The following is a 17778-nucleotide window of genomic DNA, read 5'->3' as shown; positions in this document are numbered from 1 at the left end:
TCAGTACGGTAACGCGTCGTCGCGGTTCGGCGCGGGTTCGGGGATGACCACCGTGTCCCTCCGCACCAGCTCGGCCTCGGCGGCGCGGCGGTGGACGGCGAAGAGGCGGGCGATGAGCGCGGCGCCGACGAGCCCGATGACGAACTGGACGGCGGCGACGCCGGCGACGGCGAGCGGGTCGGGCCCGAGGTCGGCCATGAGGTTGGTGCCGGCCGCGCCGCCCGAGAGGTAGGAGAGCAGGCCGAGGACCGCGGCGGCGGTCGCAGCGGCCACCGTCGCGGCGGTGGTGACGCGCGGGACGCGCAGGTCCGGGGAGCGGTAGGTGAGGACGACGCCGAAGACCGCGGCGAGCATCAATGGGAGTCCGATGAGGATGGTCGCGTAGTCGGACAGGTTCGCGCCCGGGACGGCCGCGAAGACGGGGAAGGCCGGGAGCGGCCCGAGTTCGACCATGGAGGCCTGCACGGTGGTGCCCGCGCCGACGGCGAAGCCGGGGCCGGTGATGTACGCGGTGGCCCAGACGGCGCAGTTCGGCAGGTAGAGCAGGCTCAGGAGCGCGACGATCCAGGATTCGTTCCCGTAGAGCCCCATGGTGTCCGCGACGGCAGGTCCGCGCACGGCGAAGGCGACGCCGGTGGCGGCGGCCCCGGCGGCGAGCAGGGCCCCGGCGGTGGTCATGCCGGTGCGCAGGCCGCGCCGCATCCACACCGAGGCGGTGTCCCAGGGCAGGACGCCGGCTTCGCGGGCGGCGCCGAAGGCGGTGGCGGCGACGATGAGCGGCACGGCGTGGAGCAGTGCGGGGAGCAGGTCGACCGCGAACGGGCCGGTGGTGCTGAGGGCGGCGGCGCCCGCGACGAGTCCGGTGTAGAGGATCGTGACGAGGCCCGCGGCGGCGCGCACGGCGGCGGCGTCGCGGCCGCCGATGGCGCGGGTGGTCCCGCCGGCGGCCTTGGCGAGCCGCCAGAAGACGAGGACGGTGAGCGCGAGCGGGGCGATGCTGAGGTGGAGCGGTCCGATGTCGACAGGCACGCCGTGCCCGGAGAGCCACGCGATGCCCGCGGCGGCGGCGACGGTGGAGACGGCGCCTTGGGCGCCGGCCTGCCACCAGCCGAGGATCACGATGACGAGGATCGGCGTGAAGACCACCGTGGCGGCCCACACGGTCGTGGCGAGTGCGGACGCGAGGAGCGCTCGGGGGCGCTTCGCCTTGGTGCGCTTGGCGTAGGCGGCGGTATCGACCACTTCGGTGTCGGCGGTGCGGCCGCGCGGCGGAGCGTCGACCGCGGAACCGCCGTCCGACACGCTGATGCGTCCCCTCGGCGACGCTTGCGAGCCGTCGATTGACCCCTTCGGCGACGCTTGCGAGCCGTCAATTGACACAGTGTCCCGCTGCGCGGACCCTGATCTGCCAGGGCGTCGGTTCGGTCGTCGCTCCACGCCGACCAGTCTGTCACAGCCGGGCACGCGGAGTACGGTTCCCGTCCACGGCTTCGGAATGCGAGGATGGCAGCCGAACGTCCGGCTACTGGGGCCGGCCGGGAGGAGGCACCGCATGGAAGGTCCGGGCGATTTCTACGCCACGGTCGACGTGATCGACGTGGTCGACGGGGACACGTTCCGCGCCGTCGTCGACGGCGAGAAGGTCCGCGTGCGCATCATGGGGATCAACTCCCCCGAGTCCGGCGGCTTCCGCGAGGAGGAGGACTGGGGCGCCGAGGCGAAGGCGTACGCGCGCAAGAAGCTCGAAGGCCGCACCGTGCACCTCTTCACCGACCCGGGCGACCCGGCCTACGACCAGTACGACCGCCTCCTCATGCACGTGGTGATGGAGAACGGCATGAACTACGCCGTTCTGGCAGTCGCCGAAGGCATGGCGCACACCTACATCCTGCGCCAGCAGGAGCTCACGATCGGCGACACGCTGCGCAAGGCGGAGAAGCTGGCGAAGGCCGAGCGCCGCGGCATGTGGGCCGCGAAGGTCCACGACTGACGCACGCGAAACGGGCACCCCCTCGGCGAAGGGGGCGCCCGGTCGCGTCCTGTCAGGCTTCTGCGGTCTCCGGCCGCTGCGGTTCGACGGCCTCGCCCTTGCCTTCGCTGCGGTACACCGCCAGCTGGGCCACCGCGCCGAGGAGGCCGCCGGCCAGCGGCGCGAGGATGAACACCCACACGTGCTTGAGCGGCTCGCCGCCCGCGAACAGGGCCGGGCCGAGCGAGCGGGCCGGGTTGACCGACGTGCCGGTGAGCGGGAGGCCCACGAGGTGGATGATCGCCAGCACCAGGCCGATCGCGGCGCCGGCCACGGGCGTCTGGCCTCGCTTGCTGGTGACGGCGAGGACGGTGAAGACGAGCAGGGCCGTCATCAGCACCTCGATGACGATCGCACCGCCGAGGTTGACCGTGATGCCGTAGTCGTTGGCGCCGAGCACCCCGGTCTGGTCGTTGACGTCGCCCGCGGTGGTCATGAACTTGAGCATCGCCGCGGCGGCGATGCCGCCGATGAACTGGGCGGTCCAGTACCGGCCGGCCGTCTCGATGTCGACGCGCTTGGCGAGCAGTGCGCCCAGGGTGACGGCGGGGTTGACGTGGCAGCCGGTGATCGGGCCGAGCGCGTACGCGAGGGCGAGCAGCACCAGGCCGAATGCGAGCGCGACGCCGACGAAGCCGATCGTCTCGATCCCGTAGACCGCCGATCCGACGGCGAAGAACACCAGGATGAAGGTGCCCAGCATCTCGGCCCAGAATTCCCGCATGTCGTCCCCTCAGTCCCGGTCTCCTCGCATTCGAGGGTCGCAGGAATTCCGAACGCACGTGCCGCTTTCGACCATTTCGGACTGAGCGGGCGCCTCGTTCAGGCGCGTTCGAGGTAGTGGAGGACGGCCGCGACGCGGCGGTCGGTCTGGTCGTCCGGGGTGAGGTCGAGCTTGAGGAAGATGTTGCGGATGTGCTTGTGGACGGCGTTCTCGGTGATGAACAGCCGCTGCGCGATCGCCTGGTTCCCCAGGCCCTCGGCCATCACGGAGAGGACCTCCTTCTCGCGCGGCGTCAGCCGCTCCACCGGGTCGTCGGCGCGGCGCTGCGCGAACAGCTGCGCCACCACCTCCGGGTCGATGGCCGTACCGCCCTTGGCGACGCGGTGCAGGGCCTCCACGAACGCGTCAACGCGGCCCACGCGCTCCTTCAGCAGGTAGCCGACGCTGCGCGCGCCGTCCGCGAGGAGGTCCGTGGCGAAGCTCTGCTCCACGTAGGCGGAGAGCACGAGCACCGCGAGGCCGGGGTGGGCGCGGCGCGCGGCCACGGCGGCCTTGATGCCCTCGTCGGTGTGGGTGGGCGGCATCCGCACGTCCACGACCGCGAGCTCGGGCCGGTGCTCCTCGACGGCGGCGAGGAACTCCTCGGGCCCGCCCACGGTGGCCACGACGTCGAAGCCCTCGCCCTGGAGGACGAGGTTGAGGCCCTCGCGCAGCAGGAAGTCGTCCTCGGCGATCACGATCCGCATGGCAGCTCCACTCTGATCTCGGTCGGCCCGCCCACAGGGCTGTGGACGGCCACGGTGCCGTCGAGCGCCTCGACGCGGCGCGCGATCCCCGCGAGCCCTGAGCCGCCGGCGGCGTCGGCGCCGCCCCGGCCGTCGTCGGCCACGAGCACGTTGAGGGTATTCCCCGTGCGCCGCACCTCCACGGAGGCACTGGTCGCGCGGGAGTGCTTGGCCACGTTCGTGAGCGACTCGGCGACCACGAAGTACGCGGTGGCCTCGACACTCGCCGGGCAGCGGCCCTCCACGTCCACCTCGAGGGTGCACGGGACGGCGCAGTCGGAGGCCAGCGCGCTGAGCGCCCCGGCCAGGCCGCGGTCCTCGAGCACGGGCGGGAGGATCGAGCGGACGACGGCCCGCAGTTCGGCGAGGGCGCCTTCGACGGTGTCCTGGGCGCGTTCAAGGATCTGGTCGGCGCGGGCGGGGTCGCGCTGGATCTCGCGGCGGGCGGCGCCGATGAGCACGTTGACGGCGACGATGCGGTTCTGCGCGCCGTCGTGCAGGGCGCGTTCGATGCGGCGCAGTTCGACGGCGTGCGCGTCGAGGGCGGCGGCGCGGGTGGCGGTGAGTCGCGCGACCTTCTCGGAGAGGTCCATGCCGGGGTCGGGGCCGAGGAAGGCCCGGCCGGGGCGGGTCTGGAGGTCGAGGAGGTTGGTGCCGAAGAGGATCCACAGGGCGAAGACGGCGACGCCGGTGGCGCAGCCGAGGAGCGCGGCGGTCGCGGTCTCGGCCTTGAGCATGCCGTTGAGGAGGTTCTGCTCGGAGTCGGTGGCGAACATCCACCACAGCGGGTAGGAGACGTCGTGGACGGCGGTGAGCGGCAGCTGGATCAGGAGCGCGCCGAGGATGAGGCCCCAGGTGCCGTGGATGACGAGCCAGGTGAGGTCGCGGCGCACGCTGGGGTCGGCCTTGAGTTCGCGGAACTTCCGCGGCGTGTCGATGTAGGGCCCGAGGTAGGGGTTCTTGACCTCGTAGCCGAGGCGGCGCAGCCGCCCGCGCTCCAGGCCCGCGATGGTCCGCACCCAGCGGGTCATGGGCCGGATGAGGAGTCGGCCGGGACCGAGGACTCCGAGCACGAAGGTGAGCAGGAGCAGCGGGATCGTGTAGAGGGCGAGGAACGCGAATCCGGCGCCGACGATGCCGTAGCCGGTGGCGCGCAGCGACGCGAGGAGCAGCGCCCACAGGTCGGCGGCCTCCCCCTCGGGGCGCAGCTGCGCGTCGAGCCAGGCTTTCGCCCGCCGCATCGGTTCGCGGACCATCCACGCCCCCTTTTCTTGGTCAGGTCGAAAGCTACCCGCCGCGGGCCGGATCGTCGGTAGAGCTGGCTGTACCACCGGGCCTGCACCAGGCCCCCCTGTGAATCGGCAAGCCAGCCGCATTGGGCCGCAGCGCGTTTCGCCATAGCGTTCTCCTCAACCGATCCGATCCGTTGGGGGAGCGCCATGAACGACCAGTACCGCATCACCGAACCGCCGCCGCGGCCCGCGCCGGGGCACTTCACGATCATGGGGATCGCGCTGTGGACCGGCCTCGTCGCCGGCGCCGTGCTGAACACGGGTCTGCAGGCCGTGGGCCTGCCGCTGCTCGCCGTCCCGTTCGGGGCGTTCGCGCTGGCCTGCGGTGTCGCGCTCATCGTCCGCGCCGTGAAGAACAGGAAGCGCGCATGAGCACGCTGACCGCGCCCCGCGCCGCCGCGCTCACCGAGACCGGCCGGCCGCCGGCCCTGCTCCTGCGGGACGTCACGAAGACCTACGACGGCGCGCACACCGCGCTCGACCGCGTCTCGCTCGAGGTGCGGCGCGGCTCGTTCCTGGCGGTCATGGGCCCTTCAGGGTCGGGCAAGTCGACGCTGCTGCACTGCGCGGCCGGGCTCGACACACCGACCTCGGGGGAAGTCCGGATCGGCGGGACCGAGATCGGGAAGCTCAGTGAGAACCAGCGGACCCGGTTGCGGCGCAGCCGGATCGGGTTCGTGTTCCAGTCGTACAACCTGCTCCCGTCGCTCACGGTGGAGGAGAACCTGACGCTGCCGCTGCGCCTCGCCGGGGCCCCGGCGGACCAGCGCTGGCTGCGCGACCTGGTCGAGCGCGTGGGCATCGCGGACCTGCTGCACCGGCGTCCCGGGGAGCTCTCGGGCGGCCAGCAGCAGCGGGCGGCGATCGCCCGTTCGCTCGCGGCCCGCCCGGAGGTGGTGTTCGCGGACGAGCCGACGGGGGCGCTCGACCTGGACACGGCCGCCGAGGTGCTGGACCTGCTGCGGGAGCTCGTGGACGACTCGGGGCAGACCGTGGTCATGGTGACGCACGACCCGGCCGCGGCCGCCCGCGCGCACGCCACGGCGGTCGTCGCGAACGGCCGCATCGAGCACTACGTGCCCGGTGCGAGCGCGCCGCAGCTCGCCGCGATCTTCGCCGGCCTGCGGAGGCGCTGACCTTGCGACCTCTCGCCCGCGGCCGGCTCACCATGGCCGGTCCGTCGATCAGCATGGCCCGCAGCCGGATCGCCAGCCTCATCGCCGTGGCCTGCGCGGTCTTCGGCGGGGCCGCGATGGTCACCGCCACCGCCGTCGTCGGCGAGACCGGCGCGACCTCCCACCTCGCCCCCGACCGGCTCACCGGCGCCGAGATCCTCGTGACCGCCCCGCAGCGCCACCCCGTGGTCGAGGACCCCGACATCCCGTTCCCCGAACGGCAGACCCTCCCCGCCGACCTGGCAGCGGACCTCGCCGCCATCCCCGGAGTCACCGGCGCGGCCGCCGACCTCACGTTCGCCGCCCGGCTCGCGGGCACCGAACTCGAAGGCCACAGCTGGGACACCGCCGCGCTCTTCGACACGTCCACTCCCGCGCCCGGCACCGGCGAGGTCGTCCTCGACACCGAGACCGCCGACGCGACCGGGTTCCGATCCGGTGACCGCATCGCGCTGACCACCGCGGTCGGCACGACCGAGTACACCGTCAGCGCCGTCGCGGACCTGCCCGGCCAGGGCCTCTACACCGACGCGGCGACCGCCCTCGCGCTCGCCGGTCACGCTGCGGGCCAAGCCGACCTCATCGCCGTCGATGCCGACGGCGACACCGCTGCCGTCGCCGCCGCCGTGCGGTCCGCCCTCGCGGGCACCGGCTTCGAAGTCGTCACCGGCGACGCCCGCGGCGACGCCGAGACCCTCGCGGGCGGCACCGCCCGCAGCGAGCTCATCGAACTCGCCACCGCCCTGGCCGCCACCATCGTGCTCCTCGTCGGCTTCATCACCGGCGGCGCGATCAGCGTCTCGGTCGCCGGCCAGCGCCGCGACCTCGCGCTCCTGCGCGCCGTCGGCGCCACGCCCCGCCAGGTGCGGCGGCTCGTCGCCTCCCAGGCCACTCTCGTCGCCGCAGCGGGGCTCGTCCCCGGCATCGGCGTCGGCTACCTGCTCGCCGAACGGTTCACGGCGTTCCTCGCCGGATCCGGGACCACCGCGGGCCTGCCGGTCGCGTTGACGCCGGTCAGCGGCCTCATCGCCGCGGCCCTGCTCCTCCTCACCGTGCAGTGCGCCGCCCGCATCGCCGCCTGGCGCACCTCGAGGCTCCCGGCCACCGCGGCCGTCACCGAATCACGCGTCGAACCCCGCGGAAGCGGGCGCGTGCGCACCGTCATCGGGCTGCTCGTGATCGCCATGGCGATCACGCAGGCGCTCATGCCGCTCGTCGTCCCCGGCGAGGCCGCGTTCGCCTCGGCCGCGACCGCGACCCTCACGGCCGTGATCGGCCTCGCCCTCGCCGGGCCCGCCCTGGTCAGGGCCGTCCTGCGGTTCACCACCCGAAAGTCCGGCGCGGGCACTGGCGCCCCGGCGTGGCTGGCGGCCAGCAACGGCCGTGCCTACGCCCGCCGCACCGCGGGAGCCGTCGCCGTTCTCGCACTCGCCGTGGGCCTCACGGTCACCCAGGTGTCCGCCCAGTCCACGTTCACCCAGACCGCCGCCGCCGAGATCGCGGACGGCTCGAAAGCCGACGCCACCGTCACCGGCGCGATCAGCGCCGCCGACCTCGCCGCGCTCAACGAAGCGAGTGGGGTCGACGCCGCCGTCGGCGTCATCCACACCGACGTCCTGCGCATCTACGAGATGGCGGGCGACGTGGAGGCCGACCCGCTCCCCGCGCTCGCCTTCAGCCCCGGCATCGACCAGGTCGCCGACCTCGACGTCGAAGACGGCGACCTCGCGGACCTCACCGGCGACACCGTCGCCCTCGACGCGGGCACCGCCCGGCTCTGGGGCGCGGACGTCGGCGACGAGATCGGCCTGATACTCGCCGACGGCACCCGCGTCGACGCCGAGGTCGCCGCCACCTACGGACGCGGCTTCGGCTTCGGCACCATCGTGCTCGCCGCCGACCTCGTCACCGGCCACGCCGGGCCCCGCTTCTACGACGCCGCACTCGCCACCGGCGACCCAGCGGCCGTATCGGACTGGGCCGCAGGCGTCCCCGGCCTCACCGCCGAACCGGGCGCCGCCGTCCCCTACATCTCGACCGGGATGACCCCCGACCAGTGGCTCAACATCATGGTCACGCTCGCGCTCTGCGGCTACGTGATGCTCGGCGCGGCCAACAGCCTCGTCGCCGCCACCGCCCGCAGAAGAGGCGAGTTCGCGGGCCTGCGCGCCGCCGGCGCGACCCCGCGCCAGGTGCGGGCCATGATGCGCCGCGAGACGCTGTTCCTGTGCGCCTTGGCGATCGGGGCCGGACTCGCCGTCTCGGTCCTGCCGATGACGCTGCTGAGCCTGGTCTTCCTCGGCGAGCCCTGGCCGCAGGGACCGCTGTGGGTGATCCCCGCGGTCGCCGCACTCACCGCACTGGTCGCGAACGCCGCCATCGCGATCCCCACCCGCAAGGCGCTCAGGACGCCGCTCACCACGCTGGTGGCAGCGGCCGAATAGACCGGATTCACTGGGAAACGCAAGTGGGGCCGCCATCGCTGGCGGCCCCACTTGCGGGTGTTATTTCGGGTGTTCTGTTGAGCTAGGCGGCTTCGACCGCGGCGGCGCGGCGGCCCAGCAGCGCGGTGGCGCTGGCGAGCAGTCCGACGATCGCCACGACCGTGACGAGGTAGAGGCCCGGCGTGTACTGGCCGATGCCGGTGGTGACGCCGCCGGAGATCAGGCCGGTGACGACGGCCAGGACGACCGCGCCGCCGATCTGGCCGGAGGTCTGGACGAGGCCGGAGGCCAGGCCCTGCTCGTCGTCGTCGATGCCCTCGGTGGCCTGGACCATGGTGGCCGAGAAGCCGATGGCGAAGCCGAGGCCGAGCAGCAGGAACGCGGGCAGGTAGTCCAGGAAGTACGCGGGCGTCGGGTCCCCGGCGCGGACGATGAACCAGAGGTAGCCGAGCACGAACGAGCCCATCGAGGCGATGATCATCGGCGTGGTGCCGTAGCGGTCGATGAACTTGCCGGCGAGCGGCGAGAGGATCGCGACGATGATGCCGGCCGGGGCCAGCGCGAGGGCCATCTGGAGCGGGCCCCACTGGAGCGTGTTCTGCAGGTAGAGCGACACGATGGTCTGGAAGCTGATGTAGGAGCCGAAGATCGCCATGGCGGCGAGGTTGGCGCGGACGATCGACTTGACCTTCAGGATGCCCAGGCGCACCAGGGGTTCGCGGATCTTGTTCTCCACCACCAGGAACGCGGTGATGAGGACGACGGCGGCGACGGTGGTGAACACGGTGAGCGCGGTGAAGCCGTGCTCGGGGACGGTGACGATGGTGTAGACCGCGGCGAGCATGCCGCCGGTGAGGAGGACGGCGCCGCCGAAGTCGATGCGGCCGTGCTCCCCTTCGCTCTTGGGGATGACGAAGAACGCGGCGACGATCACGGCGGCGACGACGATCGTCGGCACGTAGAACGTCAGGCGCCAGTCGATGCCGGTGAGCAGGCCGGAGACGATGAGGCCCGAGGCGTAGCCGGTCGCACCGAAGACGGTGAAGATCGAGAGCGCCTTGTTGCGGTCGTGGCCTTCTTTGAAGGTGGTGGTGATGATCGAGAGCGCGGCCGGGGCGGTGAAGGCGGCGGCGACGCCCTTGACGATGCGCGAGGCGATGAGCAGGGCCTCGTTGTCGACGAGGCCGCCGACGAGGGAGGCGAGGCCGAAGACGACGAGCGCGGCGAGGAAGACGCGGCGGCGGCCGAGCAGGTCGGCCATGCGTCCGCCCAGGAGGAGGAGGCCGCCGTAGCCGAGGATGTAGCCGTTGACGATCCACTGCAGCGAGCTGGTCTCGAGGCCGAGTTCGGCGCCGATGGACGGGAGCGCGACGCCGACCATGGAGACGTCGAGGGCGTCGAGGAACATCGCCAGGCCGGCGACGAACAGGACCGCCCACAGCTTTGGTCCCCATCGGCTCGGGGCATGTGCGTCGTGATCGGGGATGTCGGGGAGCTCGTTGGAGTGGGGCTTGGTTTCGGTGATCGTCATGCCGAGAAACTTACATGCACGCGCATTGGATGTCAACACATCTAATGAGTGGACATTAAATGTCTTGACATGGTAATGTGCTGGTCATGGAGGCTGGAACCGACGTAGACGTCTGCACCAAGTGGTCTGAAACACTTCGCGTGTACCACAACACATCGTGCGAGCTCGAGAACGAGCTGCAGGCCAAGCACGACCTCGGCCTCAGCGAGTTCGAGGTGCTCCTCATCCTCGGGCGCGCCTGCGGCGAGCAGGCCGGCTACAAGGCCCGGATGAAGGACATCGAGGCCGAGATGTACCTCAGCCAAAGCGCCCTCTCCCGCACCGTCACCCGCCTCGAGAAGGCCGGGCTGGTCACGCGCGCCGCCTGCGACTTCGACCGCCGCGCCAACTTCCTCATGCTCACCCCCTCGGGCCTGGAGCGGTTCGAGGCCGCCAAGCCCACGCACCGGGCCGTCCTCGTCAAGCACCTGACCGACCCGGCCGCCTCCGCCCGCGCGGAGACCTGCGCCTGACCGGACACCCCTGGGGGCCTTGGCACTCCCGCCCCGGGCTGGACGGCTTTCCCCGACTCCCAGCCTCGGTCGGTATGGTGAAGGCGAGAGCAGTCACAACCGATCCGGCCCGTGGAGCGTGGATGCAATGACTCCCCCAGAGAACGAACAACCCGACGAAGACGGCGGCACCTTCAAACTGAAGCCCGGCGCCGCAGGCGCACCAGGCGGCGCACCCGCCCCCGCAGGCGACGAGTCCGGCCTCGACCGCACGATGAAGATCCAGCGCCAAGGCGCCCCGGGCGGTGCGGCGACCCCGCCGCCGCCGCCCTCACCGCTCGGCAACCCGACCGGCCCGGCAGAGCCGAACGTCGCCTCCTTCGCCGAGACGACCGTGATGCCGCAGCAGGGCGGCTCGCAGACCGGCTTCCAGCCCGCTCAGCAGCCCCCGCAGCCGAACCCGCTCGGCAGCGGCCCCGTCCCGCAGCCGCAGCAGCCCTACGGCCAGCAGCCGCAGCCCTTCCCGGGCCCGCCGCCCCAGCAGCAGCCCGGCTACCCGCAGGGCCAGCCCGGCATCCCGCAGGGCGAGGCGCCCGCGGGCATCAAGCTCATCGGGCTCCTGATCCTCATCGGCGCCGGCATCGGCGTCCTCGGCGGCATCATGTCGATGGTGGCCGCCTCGCAGTACGTGTTCGGCGGCGGCGGCCTCATGTTCTTCGGCGTGATCGGCATCGCGCTGGCCGCGTGCCTCGGCTGGTTCGGCTGGGCGCTCCCGAAGGGCAAGATCGCCTCCAGCGGCCTGCGCCTGGCCGGCATCATCGTCGTCATGGTCTTCGCCGGCCTGTCGCTCCTGGGCGCGCTCGGCGGCATCGGCTCGCTCGCGATCACCGGCGGGGCCGGCGTGTTCAACCTGCTCCTCAGCCTCGCCAACGCCGGCGTCTACGGCTACGCCAGCTTCCTGTACCTGACGAAGGACGAGGTCAAGGCGTACATCAAGGGCGCCCCGGCCGTGGCCGGCGGCTACCCGCCGCCCGGTTACCCGCAGCAGCCCCAGCAGCAGTACGGCCAGCAGCCGCCTCCCGGCTACGGCCAGCCCGGTCCGCAGCAGCCCCAGCAGCAGCCGGGTGCGTACCCGCCGCCGCCTCCGGGCTACCCGCAGCAGGGCCAGCAGCCGCCGCAGGGCCCCTACGGCGGTTAGCCCTACCGCCTCACACCGGACGCGACTAAGCTCACTCGTAAGCAACGGCCGCGGCACGCACGGACCGCCAAGAGCGCCGTGCGGGCCGCGGCCACATGTACGAGGAGGTACATCTATGTCCGCTACCGGGACACCGATCCGGGTGGTCGTCGCGAAGGTCGGCCTCGACGGGCACGACCGGGGCGCGAAGGTCGTGGCGCGGGCACTGCGCGACGCAGGGCTGGAGGTCATCTACACCGGCCTGCACAACTCCCCCGAGCAGGTCGTGGCGACCGCGCTCGCGGAGGACGCCGACGCGATCGGCCTGAGCATTCTCTCCGGCGCGCATATGACGCTGTTCCCGCGAGTGCTGCGACTACTCGACGAAGCGGATGCGCGCGACATCGTCGTCTTCGGCGGCGGCATCATTCCGGAGGAGGACGCCGCGCAACTGCGCGAAGCCGGAGTGGCCGCGATATTCGGCCCCGGCGCCTCGACGCAGGTGATCGCCGAATGGGTGCGGGGCCATGTTCCCTCGCCCGGAGTCGCCTCACCCGATCAGGGCCGTCCGGCGGCCGTCTGATCGGTATTGAGCTGCGAAAACGCCCACGGCAAAAAATATTCTGAGCAGACCGTAACCGGCCGCGAGCGCCCTCGTTCTTAATAGTGTCGGACGCAGTGCAATACAGCGGAAGACGCATCGGCAGCGGGCCTATAAGGCCGCTATTGAGAAAGACCGCCGCGGCACCGGAGTTCACTTCCGGTCGGGTTCGCGGCAATATCGCACGGTTCATAGAGCTGTGCCACAAACTGCCGATGCCCTGTCGATTGAGGGGTGGCGATAGGGCATCGTGCCTAAGGGAGTCAAGCCTTTGAGGGGTGGGCTTGATTCCCGCTAAGGGGACCGGACGCCTGAGGGGTGCGTCCGGTCCCCGCCTCTATGCCCTCGGAATCGTCGCTCTCCGCCATGCCGCACGCCCCGCGCCGCGCATCGCACTCCGCGGTCGTCCGCCCCGCGGCCCGCCATGGGGCCTGCCATCCGACCGTGCATCGGGCTTCGCAGCCCCTGGTCGGCCTCACGGTCCAGCGTCGCGTTTGTGCGGAGTCCCCGCTCCGGCGCGATCGCCGCCAGACTCGTCACACCGGTCGCCCGCCGCAGGCTTCGCCGCACTCGCTTAGGGTTACCCTGCGGGAACGGGCACCTGTACCCGGACCCCGCCCACCGGCGGGGCGGCCAGGCCGTCCGGTCAAAGAAGACTAGCTAGTGGAGCGGACTCTACAGTGGATCTGTACGAATACCAGGGCCGCGCACTGTTCGCCCGGCACAACGTGCCGGTACTGGACGGCGGCGTCGCCACCACCACGCAGGAGGCCGTGGAGCTCGCTGAGCGCCTCGGTGACCGGGTGGTCGTCAAAGCACAGGTGAAGGTCGGCGGCCGAGGCAAGGCGGGCGGCGTCAAACTCGCCGACAACGTCGACGAGGTCACGACCCACGCCAACAACATCCTCGGCATGGACATCAAGGGCCACACCGTCGAGAAGGTCATGCTCACCGTGACCGCCGACATCGACCAGGAGTACTACTTCTCCTACCTCCTCGACCGGGCGAACCGCACGTTCCTGTGCATCGCCTCGACCGCGGGCGGCATGGAGATCGAAGAGGTCGCCCACACCGACCCCGACAAGGTCGTGAAGCTCCCGATCGACGCCGGCGTCGGCGTCAATGCGGACATCGCGAACGACATCGTCACCCGGGCGGGCTTCCCCGAGGACCTGCGCACCCAGCTCGTCGACGTGTTCGTCAAGCTCTGGGACGCGTTCGTGTCCGAGGACGCGACGCTCGTCGAGGTCAACCCGCTCGTGCGCACGCCCGAGGGCAAGGTCCTCGCGCTCGACGCGAAGGTCACCCTGGACGAGAACGCGGACTTCCGCCACCCCGAGAACGCCGAGTTCGAGGACAAGTCGGCCGTGGACCCGCTCGAGCAGCGCGCCAAGGACTCCGGCCTGAACTACGTGAAGCTCGACGGCTCCGTCGGCATCATCGGCAACGGCGCCGGCCTCGTCATGTCGACCCTCGACGTCGTGTCGTACGCCGGGGAGAGCCACGGCGGCGTCAAGCCCGCGAACTTCCTCGACATCGGCGGCGGCGCCTCTGCCGCCGTGATGGCGAACGGCCTCGAAGTGGTCCTCTCGGACCCGCAGGTCAAGAGCGTGTTCGTGAACATCTTCGGCGGCATCACCGCCTGCGACGAGGTCGCCAACGGCATCCTCGGCGCCCTCCAGACCCTCGCCGACCGCGGCGAGGACGTCACCAAGCCGCTCGTCGCCCGCATTGACGGCAACAACGCCGAGGCCGGCCGCCAGATCCTGGCCGAGGCGAACCACCCGCTCATCACCGTGGTCGAGACCATGGACGCCGCGGCCGACAAGGCCGCCGAGCTCGCGAACAAGGGGGCCTAGTCCAATGGCGATCTTCCTCAACGAGAACTCCAAGGTCATCGTCCAGGGCATGACCGGCTCCGAGGGCATGAAGCACACCCGCCGCATGCTCAAGGCCGGCACCGAGATCGTCGGCGGCGTGAACCCGCGCAAGGCCGGCACCAAGGTCGACGTCGACGGCGTGAGCCTCCCGGTGTTCGCGTCCGTGGCCGAGGCCATGGCCGAGACCGGCGCGAACACCTCCGTCGTGTTCGTGCCCCCGGCGTTCTGCCGCGACGCCGTCATCGAGGCGATCGACGCCGAGATCGAGCTGGCGATCGTCATCACCGAGGGCATCCCGGTGCACGACTCGGTGAAGTTCTGGAACTACGCCGAGGAGAAGGGCAACAAGACCCGCATCGTGGGTCCGAACTGCCCCGGCATCGCCTCCCCCGGCAAGTCGAACGCGGGCATCACCCCGGCCGACATCACCGGGGCGGGCCCGATCGGCCTCGTCTCCAAGTCGGGCACGCTGACCTACCAGCTCATGTACGAGCTGCGGGACCTCGGCTTCTCGACCTCCGTCGGCATCGGCGGCGACCCGGTCATCGGGACCACCCACATCGACTGCCTCAAGGCGTTCGAAGAGGACCCCGAGACCAAGGCGATCGTCATGATCGGCGAGATCGGCGGCGACGCTGAAGAGCGCGCGGCCGAGTACATCAAGAACCACGTGACGAAGCCGGTCGTCGGCTACATCGCCGGGTTCACCGCCCCCGAGGGCAAGACGATGGGCCACGCGGGCGCCATCATCTCCGGTTCGGCCGGCACCGCCGAGTCGAAGAAGGAGGCCCTCGAGGCCGCCGGCGTCAAGGTCGGCAAGACCCCGAGCGAGACCGCGCGCCTCATGCGCGAGGTCATCGAGAACCTCTAGGGGCGCATAGCGATACGAAGGGCCCGGCGGTCTGACCGCTGGGCCCTTCGCCATGCCGCCTCGGCCTGGGCGACGCCGGCCGGGGAGCAGCACCTGCGGGAGCACGCCCTGCTCATGCCGTAGGGCGCGCTACTCCTCGACCCAGAAGTTGTCGTGGCGGGCGAAGAAGTCCCTGCGCTCCTCCTCGGACAGCTCCCCCACGGTCAGCAGGCCCTCGAAGTACGCCTCGCGGGGCGCGCCGGGGTGGAACATCAGCAGCATCGACGCGGGCTCGCCGGACTCGTTGCGGAAGCCGTGGACGCCGCCTTCGGGGACGTGCACGAAGTCGCCGGGCTCGTGGTCGACCCACGCGGCGCCGTTGTAGATCGTGATCGTCCCCGAGAGGATGTAGAAGGACTCCGAGATGGTGCGGTGGAAGTGCGGCGCGGGACCGGAGCGGGCCCCGGTCGAGTTCCACTGGTAGAGCCCGAACTGGCCGTTCGTGCTCGCACCTGTCGCGAGGTAGTCGACGGAGACGCGGTCCGGATAGGTCAGGTCCGGCGGCGCCGACACGGGCCGGAAATGGGCGCTCATCTCGCCGTCGCCGAAGTACTTCGGTTCGGGATAGGTCATGGCACTCGCGCTCCCCTGCGTCGCAGTCGTCGGGCCGGTCGGTCCGGGCCGCGCGAACGTCGTCGCCGGTGCCGGGCCCGTGTCCGACCGCACCCGTCGGTCAGGCATATTGGACCACGGAGCTAGCCGCGCGGCAAGTGCGCGGCGCCCATGAAGCACTGGGAGAGGCCCATGACCGGGACCGTATTGTTCGAGCGGGCCGCCGTGCTCGACACCGCCGCGGGCGAACTGGTCCGCGGCCAGCGCGTGCTGGTGCGCGGCAACGAGATCGCCGAGGTCGGGCCGGATGTCGAGGCGCCCGAGGGCGCCCGGGTGATCGACCTGGCCGGGCGGACGCTCATGCCCGGTCTCATCGACTGCCACGCGCACGTCAACGCCCACTCCGCGGACCTCGCTGGGCTGGCCGACGAGTCGCCCGCGTACGTCGCGTTGAAAGCCGCCAAAGAGATGCGGGAGATGCTGCACCGCGGCTTCACCACCGTGCGCGACCCGGGCGGGGCGGACTTCGGGCTGCACGAAGCGGTCGCGCAAGGGGTCGCGGAGGGCCCGCGCCTGTACTTCGGCGGGAAGGCGCTCTCGCAGACCGGCGGGCACGGGGACGGGCGCCCGCGCGGGCGCAGTGTGCGCGAAGACCACCAGTGCTGTCCCGATCTGAGCATGGTGTGCGACGGCGTGGACGAGGTGCGGCGGGCCGCCCGGGAGCAGCTGCGCACGGGTGCGTTCCACGTCAAGATCATGCTGTCGGGCGGGGTGGCCTCGCCGACGGACCGGATCGACTCGACACAGTTCTCGTTCGAGGAGATCCGCGCGATCGTCGAGGAGGCCGAGGCCGCCAACCGGTACGTCGCGGGGCACGCCTACACGGCGCGGGCCATCAACCGGGGCCTCACCGCGGGGGTGCGCTCCATCGAGCACGGCAACCTCCTCGACGAGTCGAGTCTGGAGCTGTTCCTGGAGCACGACGCGTTCCTGGTGCCCACCTTGGTCACCTACGAGCGCATGGCCGCCGAAGGCGCCGAGCACGGGCTCCCTCCGGCGAGCATCGCGAAGAACCCCATCGTGCTCGACGCGGGCCTGCGCGCCCTCGAACTCGCCCACAATGCCGGCGTCAACGTCTGCTACGGCTCCGACCTCCTCGGCGGCATGCGCCGGCACCAGTTGCAGGAGTTCGCGATCCGCGGCGCGGTCCTCCCCGCCGCCGCCGTCATCCGATCAGCCACGGTCACCGCCGCACGGCTCCTCAAGGAGGAGGGCCGTCTCGGCCAGGTCGTGCCGGGCGCGCTCGCCGACCTCCTCGTCGTCGACGGCGACCCGCTCGCGGACCTTGCCGTCCTCACCGATCCCGAGGCGAACCTGCGGCTGGTCATGCAGGACGGCGAGGTGAAGGCGGACCGGCTCGGAGACTGACGGCGAATCGGCCCCGGAACGCCCCGACCGTGACGAGGAGGGACGCCAAGCGACCCCGCTCCGCTTGCGCGGAGTGGGGCCGCTCGACTCAGGCGCGCTGCGGGCTACTTGTAGCTCTTCGCGTGCACCTTCTTGTCCCAGTCGTGGGAGTAGACGACCTCGGTCAGGTGGTCGCAGTGCTTGTCCGAGTAAAGCTTGACCTTCTTGTGCGAGTTGTTGACGACCGAGCCGATCTTGTGGTCGTCGGTCCGCTCGCAGTGGTGACCGGTGTTCCAGTCGACCTCCATGTCGCCCTGGAAGTACTTGCCCTCCCAGAAGCAGACGGCGTGGCGCGGGCAGTCGTGGGGGCCGTCGTGGTCGTGGTCGTGGCCCCATCCGGCCGATGCCGGGGCTGCCAGCGAGGCGGCGACGAAGAACCCTGCGGCGATGCTCGCGATGATGCGCTTGCGCATGATGTGGTACTCCTTTCGCTCCCACCGATTCGGCGGAGCGCTCGATTTCCGAACCGCTACTTGCGGCAACGAGAAAGTTACGCACAGCAACGATCGCCGGGATCGATTTCACTCTTTCGAGTGATGCAGAGGCCCACGCCGAGCGCAAACGGCGCGGATAGTGTCGGGTACCCGACAGTTCTGAACGACAAAAGTGAGCAGCGGACATAACCAGTGCACACGCGAAAGGCGCGGACGGCAGCGCCCGCCCCGCCCAAAAAACACACAAAACGGTCAAACCACAACCCCTAGCACACAAAAAGACACT

17 protein-coding genes are annotated in these 17778 nt (G+C 71.1%); 10 read left to right on the top strand and 7 right to left on the bottom strand.

Annotated features, from left to right (window positions below; translation table 11 throughout):
* A complete protein-coding gene (locus tag O2L52_RS17945; protein ID WP_270117182.1) occupies positions 1 to 1302 on the bottom strand; it encodes a cell division protein PerM in 1302 nt (433 codons plus the stop codon).
* 250 nt (positions 1303 to 1552) lie between these two features.
* Here O2L52_RS17945 and O2L52_RS17940 point away from each other — a divergent pair, with 250 nt between their 5' ends.
* Positions 1553 to 1990, top strand: a complete 438-nt coding sequence (locus O2L52_RS17940; RefSeq protein WP_270117181.1) for a thermonuclease family protein — start codon at positions 1553 to 1555, stop codon at positions 1988 to 1990.
* Between the two features lie 52 nt (positions 1991 to 2042).
* Here O2L52_RS17940 and O2L52_RS17935 read toward each other — a convergent pair whose 3' ends face one another.
* The 3 genes from O2L52_RS17935 to O2L52_RS17925 form a co-directional block, all read right to left on the bottom strand.
* Positions 2043 to 2753: an MIP/aquaporin family protein gene (locus O2L52_RS17935; protein ID WP_270117180.1), complete on the bottom strand. Its 711-nt coding sequence runs from the start codon at positions 2751 to 2753 to the stop codon at positions 2043 to 2045.
* A 98-nt stretch (positions 2754 to 2851) separates the two neighbouring features.
* Positions 2852 to 3499: a response regulator transcription factor gene (locus tag O2L52_RS17930; RefSeq protein ID WP_270117179.1), complete on the bottom strand. Its 648-nt coding sequence runs from the start codon at positions 3497 to 3499 to the stop codon at positions 2852 to 2854.
* Positions 3487 to 4794, bottom strand: a complete 1308-nt coding sequence (locus tag O2L52_RS17925) for a sensor histidine kinase (RefSeq protein WP_270117178.1) — start codon at positions 4792 to 4794, stop codon at positions 3487 to 3489. The genes O2L52_RS17930 and O2L52_RS17925 overlap by 13 nt, the downstream gene beginning before the upstream one ends.
* Before the next feature lie 183 nt (positions 4795 to 4977).
* Between O2L52_RS17925 and O2L52_RS17920 the strand changes: the two genes are divergently transcribed.
* Genes O2L52_RS17920 through O2L52_RS17910 form a run of 3 tightly spaced genes read left to right on the top strand, consistent with a single transcriptional unit; the run spans position 4978 to position 8449 of the window.
* Positions 4978 to 5202, top strand: a complete 225-nt coding sequence (locus O2L52_RS17920; RefSeq protein WP_270117177.1) for a hypothetical protein — start codon at positions 4978 to 4980, stop codon at positions 5200 to 5202.
* Positions 5199 to 5966: an ABC transporter ATP-binding protein gene (locus O2L52_RS17915; RefSeq protein ID WP_270117176.1), complete on the top strand. Its 768-nt coding sequence runs from the start codon at positions 5199 to 5201 to the stop codon at positions 5964 to 5966. The genes O2L52_RS17920 and O2L52_RS17915 overlap by 4 nt, the downstream gene beginning before the upstream one ends.
* A 2-nt stretch (positions 5967 to 5968) precedes the next feature.
* Positions 5969 to 8449, top strand: coding sequence for an ABC transporter permease (locus O2L52_RS17910; RefSeq protein WP_270117175.1), 2481 nt, complete (start codon positions 5969 to 5971; stop codon positions 8447 to 8449).
* A gap of 82 nt (positions 8450 to 8531) precedes the next feature.
* Here the strand turns inward: O2L52_RS17910 and O2L52_RS17905 are convergent, their stop codons facing one another.
* A complete protein-coding gene (locus O2L52_RS17905; protein WP_270117173.1) occupies positions 8532 to 9980 on the bottom strand; it encodes an MFS transporter in 1449 nt (482 codons plus the stop codon).
* A gap of 86 nt (positions 9981 to 10066) precedes the next feature.
* Here O2L52_RS17905 and O2L52_RS17900 point away from each other — a divergent pair, with 86 nt between their 5' ends.
* The 5 genes from O2L52_RS17900 (at position 10067) to sucD (ending at position 15000) form a co-directional block, all read left to right on the top strand.
* Complete coding sequence (locus tag O2L52_RS17900; RefSeq protein ID WP_270117172.1) at positions 10067 to 10492, top strand: MarR family winged helix-turn-helix transcriptional regulator; 426 nt, start codon at positions 10067 to 10069, stop codon at positions 10490 to 10492.
* 127 nt (positions 10493 to 10619) lie between these two features.
* Positions 10620 to 11669 carry a hypothetical protein gene (locus tag O2L52_RS17895; protein ID WP_270117171.1) on the top strand — a complete coding sequence of 350 codons (1050 nt, stop codon included), beginning with the start codon at positions 10620 to 10622 and terminating at the stop codon, positions 11667 to 11669.
* Positions 11670 to 11784: 115 nt separating this feature from the next.
* The gene (locus O2L52_RS17890; RefSeq protein ID WP_270117170.1) at positions 11785 to 12231 is read left to right on the top strand and encodes a cobalamin B12-binding domain-containing protein; all 447 of its coding nucleotides are present in this window, start codon (positions 11785 to 11787) and stop codon (positions 12229 to 12231) included.
* A gap of 698 nt (positions 12232 to 12929) precedes the next feature.
* Positions 12930 to 14108, top strand: a complete 1179-nt coding sequence (sucC, locus tag O2L52_RS17885) for an ADP-forming succinate--CoA ligase subunit beta (RefSeq protein WP_270117169.1) — start codon at positions 12930 to 12932, stop codon at positions 14106 to 14108.
* A gap of 4 nt (positions 14109 to 14112) precedes the next feature.
* Complete coding sequence (gene sucD, locus O2L52_RS17880) at positions 14113 to 15000, top strand: succinate--CoA ligase subunit alpha (RefSeq protein ID WP_270117168.1); 888 nt, start codon at positions 14113 to 14115, stop codon at positions 14998 to 15000.
* A gap of 129 nt (positions 15001 to 15129) precedes the next feature.
* On the opposite strand, the gene O2L52_RS17875 is transcribed toward sucD, so the two are convergent.
* Positions 15130 to 15612, bottom strand: a complete 483-nt coding sequence (locus tag O2L52_RS17875; RefSeq protein WP_270117167.1) for a cupin domain-containing protein — start codon at positions 15610 to 15612, stop codon at positions 15130 to 15132.
* A 171-nt stretch (positions 15613 to 15783) separates the two neighbouring features.
* Here O2L52_RS17875 and O2L52_RS17870 point away from each other — a divergent pair, with 171 nt between their 5' ends.
* Positions 15784 to 17019: a metal-dependent hydrolase family protein gene (locus O2L52_RS17870; protein ID WP_270117166.1), complete on the top strand. Its 1236-nt coding sequence runs from the start codon at positions 15784 to 15786 to the stop codon at positions 17017 to 17019.
* Positions 17020 to 17123: 104 nt separating this feature from the next.
* On the opposite strand, the gene O2L52_RS17865 is transcribed toward O2L52_RS17870, so the two are convergent.
* Positions 17124 to 17471, bottom strand: coding sequence for a peptidase inhibitor family I36 protein (locus O2L52_RS17865; RefSeq protein WP_270117165.1), 348 nt, complete (start codon positions 17469 to 17471; stop codon positions 17124 to 17126).
* Positions 17472 to 17778 lie beyond the last annotated feature (307 nt).

The sequence above is a fragment of the Glycomyces algeriensis genome, from assembly GCF_027622855.1.
Taxonomy (GTDB): Bacteria; Actinomycetota; Actinomycetes; order Mycobacteriales; family Micromonosporaceae; genus Glycomyces; species Glycomyces algeriensis.
The sequence above is the reverse complement of the archived record's forward strand: the minus strand, read 5'-3'. Positions and strand labels throughout refer to the sequence as shown.

Bases quoted from the DNA above. Each gene is read 5' to 3' on its own strand.
- O2L52_RS17925 (WP_270117178.1), bottom strand. From the start codon at position 4,794: ATGGTCCGCGAACCGATGCGGCGGGCGAAAGCCTGGCTCGACGCGCAG.
- O2L52_RS17935 (WP_270117180.1), bottom strand. From the start codon at position 2,753: ATGCGGGAATTCTGGGCCGAGATGCTGGGCACCTTCATCCTGGTGTTC.
- O2L52_RS17920 (WP_270117177.1), top strand. From the start codon at position 4,978: ATGAACGACCAGTACCGCATCACCGAACCGCCGCCGCGGCCCGCGCCG.
- O2L52_RS17940 (WP_270117181.1), top strand. From the start codon at position 1,553: ATGGAAGGTCCGGGCGATTTCTACGCCACGGTCGACGTGATCGACGTG.
- O2L52_RS17900 (WP_270117172.1), top strand. From the start codon at position 10,067: ATGGAGGCTGGAACCGACGTAGACGTCTGCACCAAGTGGTCTGAAACA.
- O2L52_RS17870 (WP_270117166.1), top strand. From the start codon at position 15,784: ATGACCGGGACCGTATTGTTCGAGCGGGCCGCCGTGCTCGACACCGCC.
- O2L52_RS17890 (WP_270117170.1), top strand. From the start codon at position 11,785: ATGTCCGCTACCGGGACACCGATCCGGGTGGTCGTCGCGAAGGTCGGC.
- O2L52_RS17905 (WP_270117173.1), bottom strand. From the start codon at position 9,980: ATGACGATCACCGAAACCAAGCCCCACTCCAACGAGCTCCCCGACATC.
- O2L52_RS17930 (WP_270117179.1), bottom strand. From the start codon at position 3,499: ATGCGGATCGTGATCGCCGAGGACGACTTCCTGCTGCGCGAGGGCCTC.
- O2L52_RS17865 (WP_270117165.1), bottom strand. From the start codon at position 17,471: ATGCGCAAGCGCATCATCGCGAGCATCGCCGCAGGGTTCTTCGTCGCC.
- sucD (WP_270117168.1), top strand. From the start codon at position 14,113: ATGGCGATCTTCCTCAACGAGAACTCCAAGGTCATCGTCCAGGGCATG.
- O2L52_RS17915 (WP_270117176.1), top strand. From the start codon at position 5,199: ATGAGCACGCTGACCGCGCCCCGCGCCGCCGCGCTCACCGAGACCGGC.
- O2L52_RS17895 (WP_270117171.1), top strand. From the start codon at position 10,620: ATGACTCCCCCAGAGAACGAACAACCCGACGAAGACGGCGGCACCTTC.
- O2L52_RS17875 (WP_270117167.1), bottom strand. From the start codon at position 15,612: ATGACCTATCCCGAACCGAAGTACTTCGGCGACGGCGAGATGAGCGCC.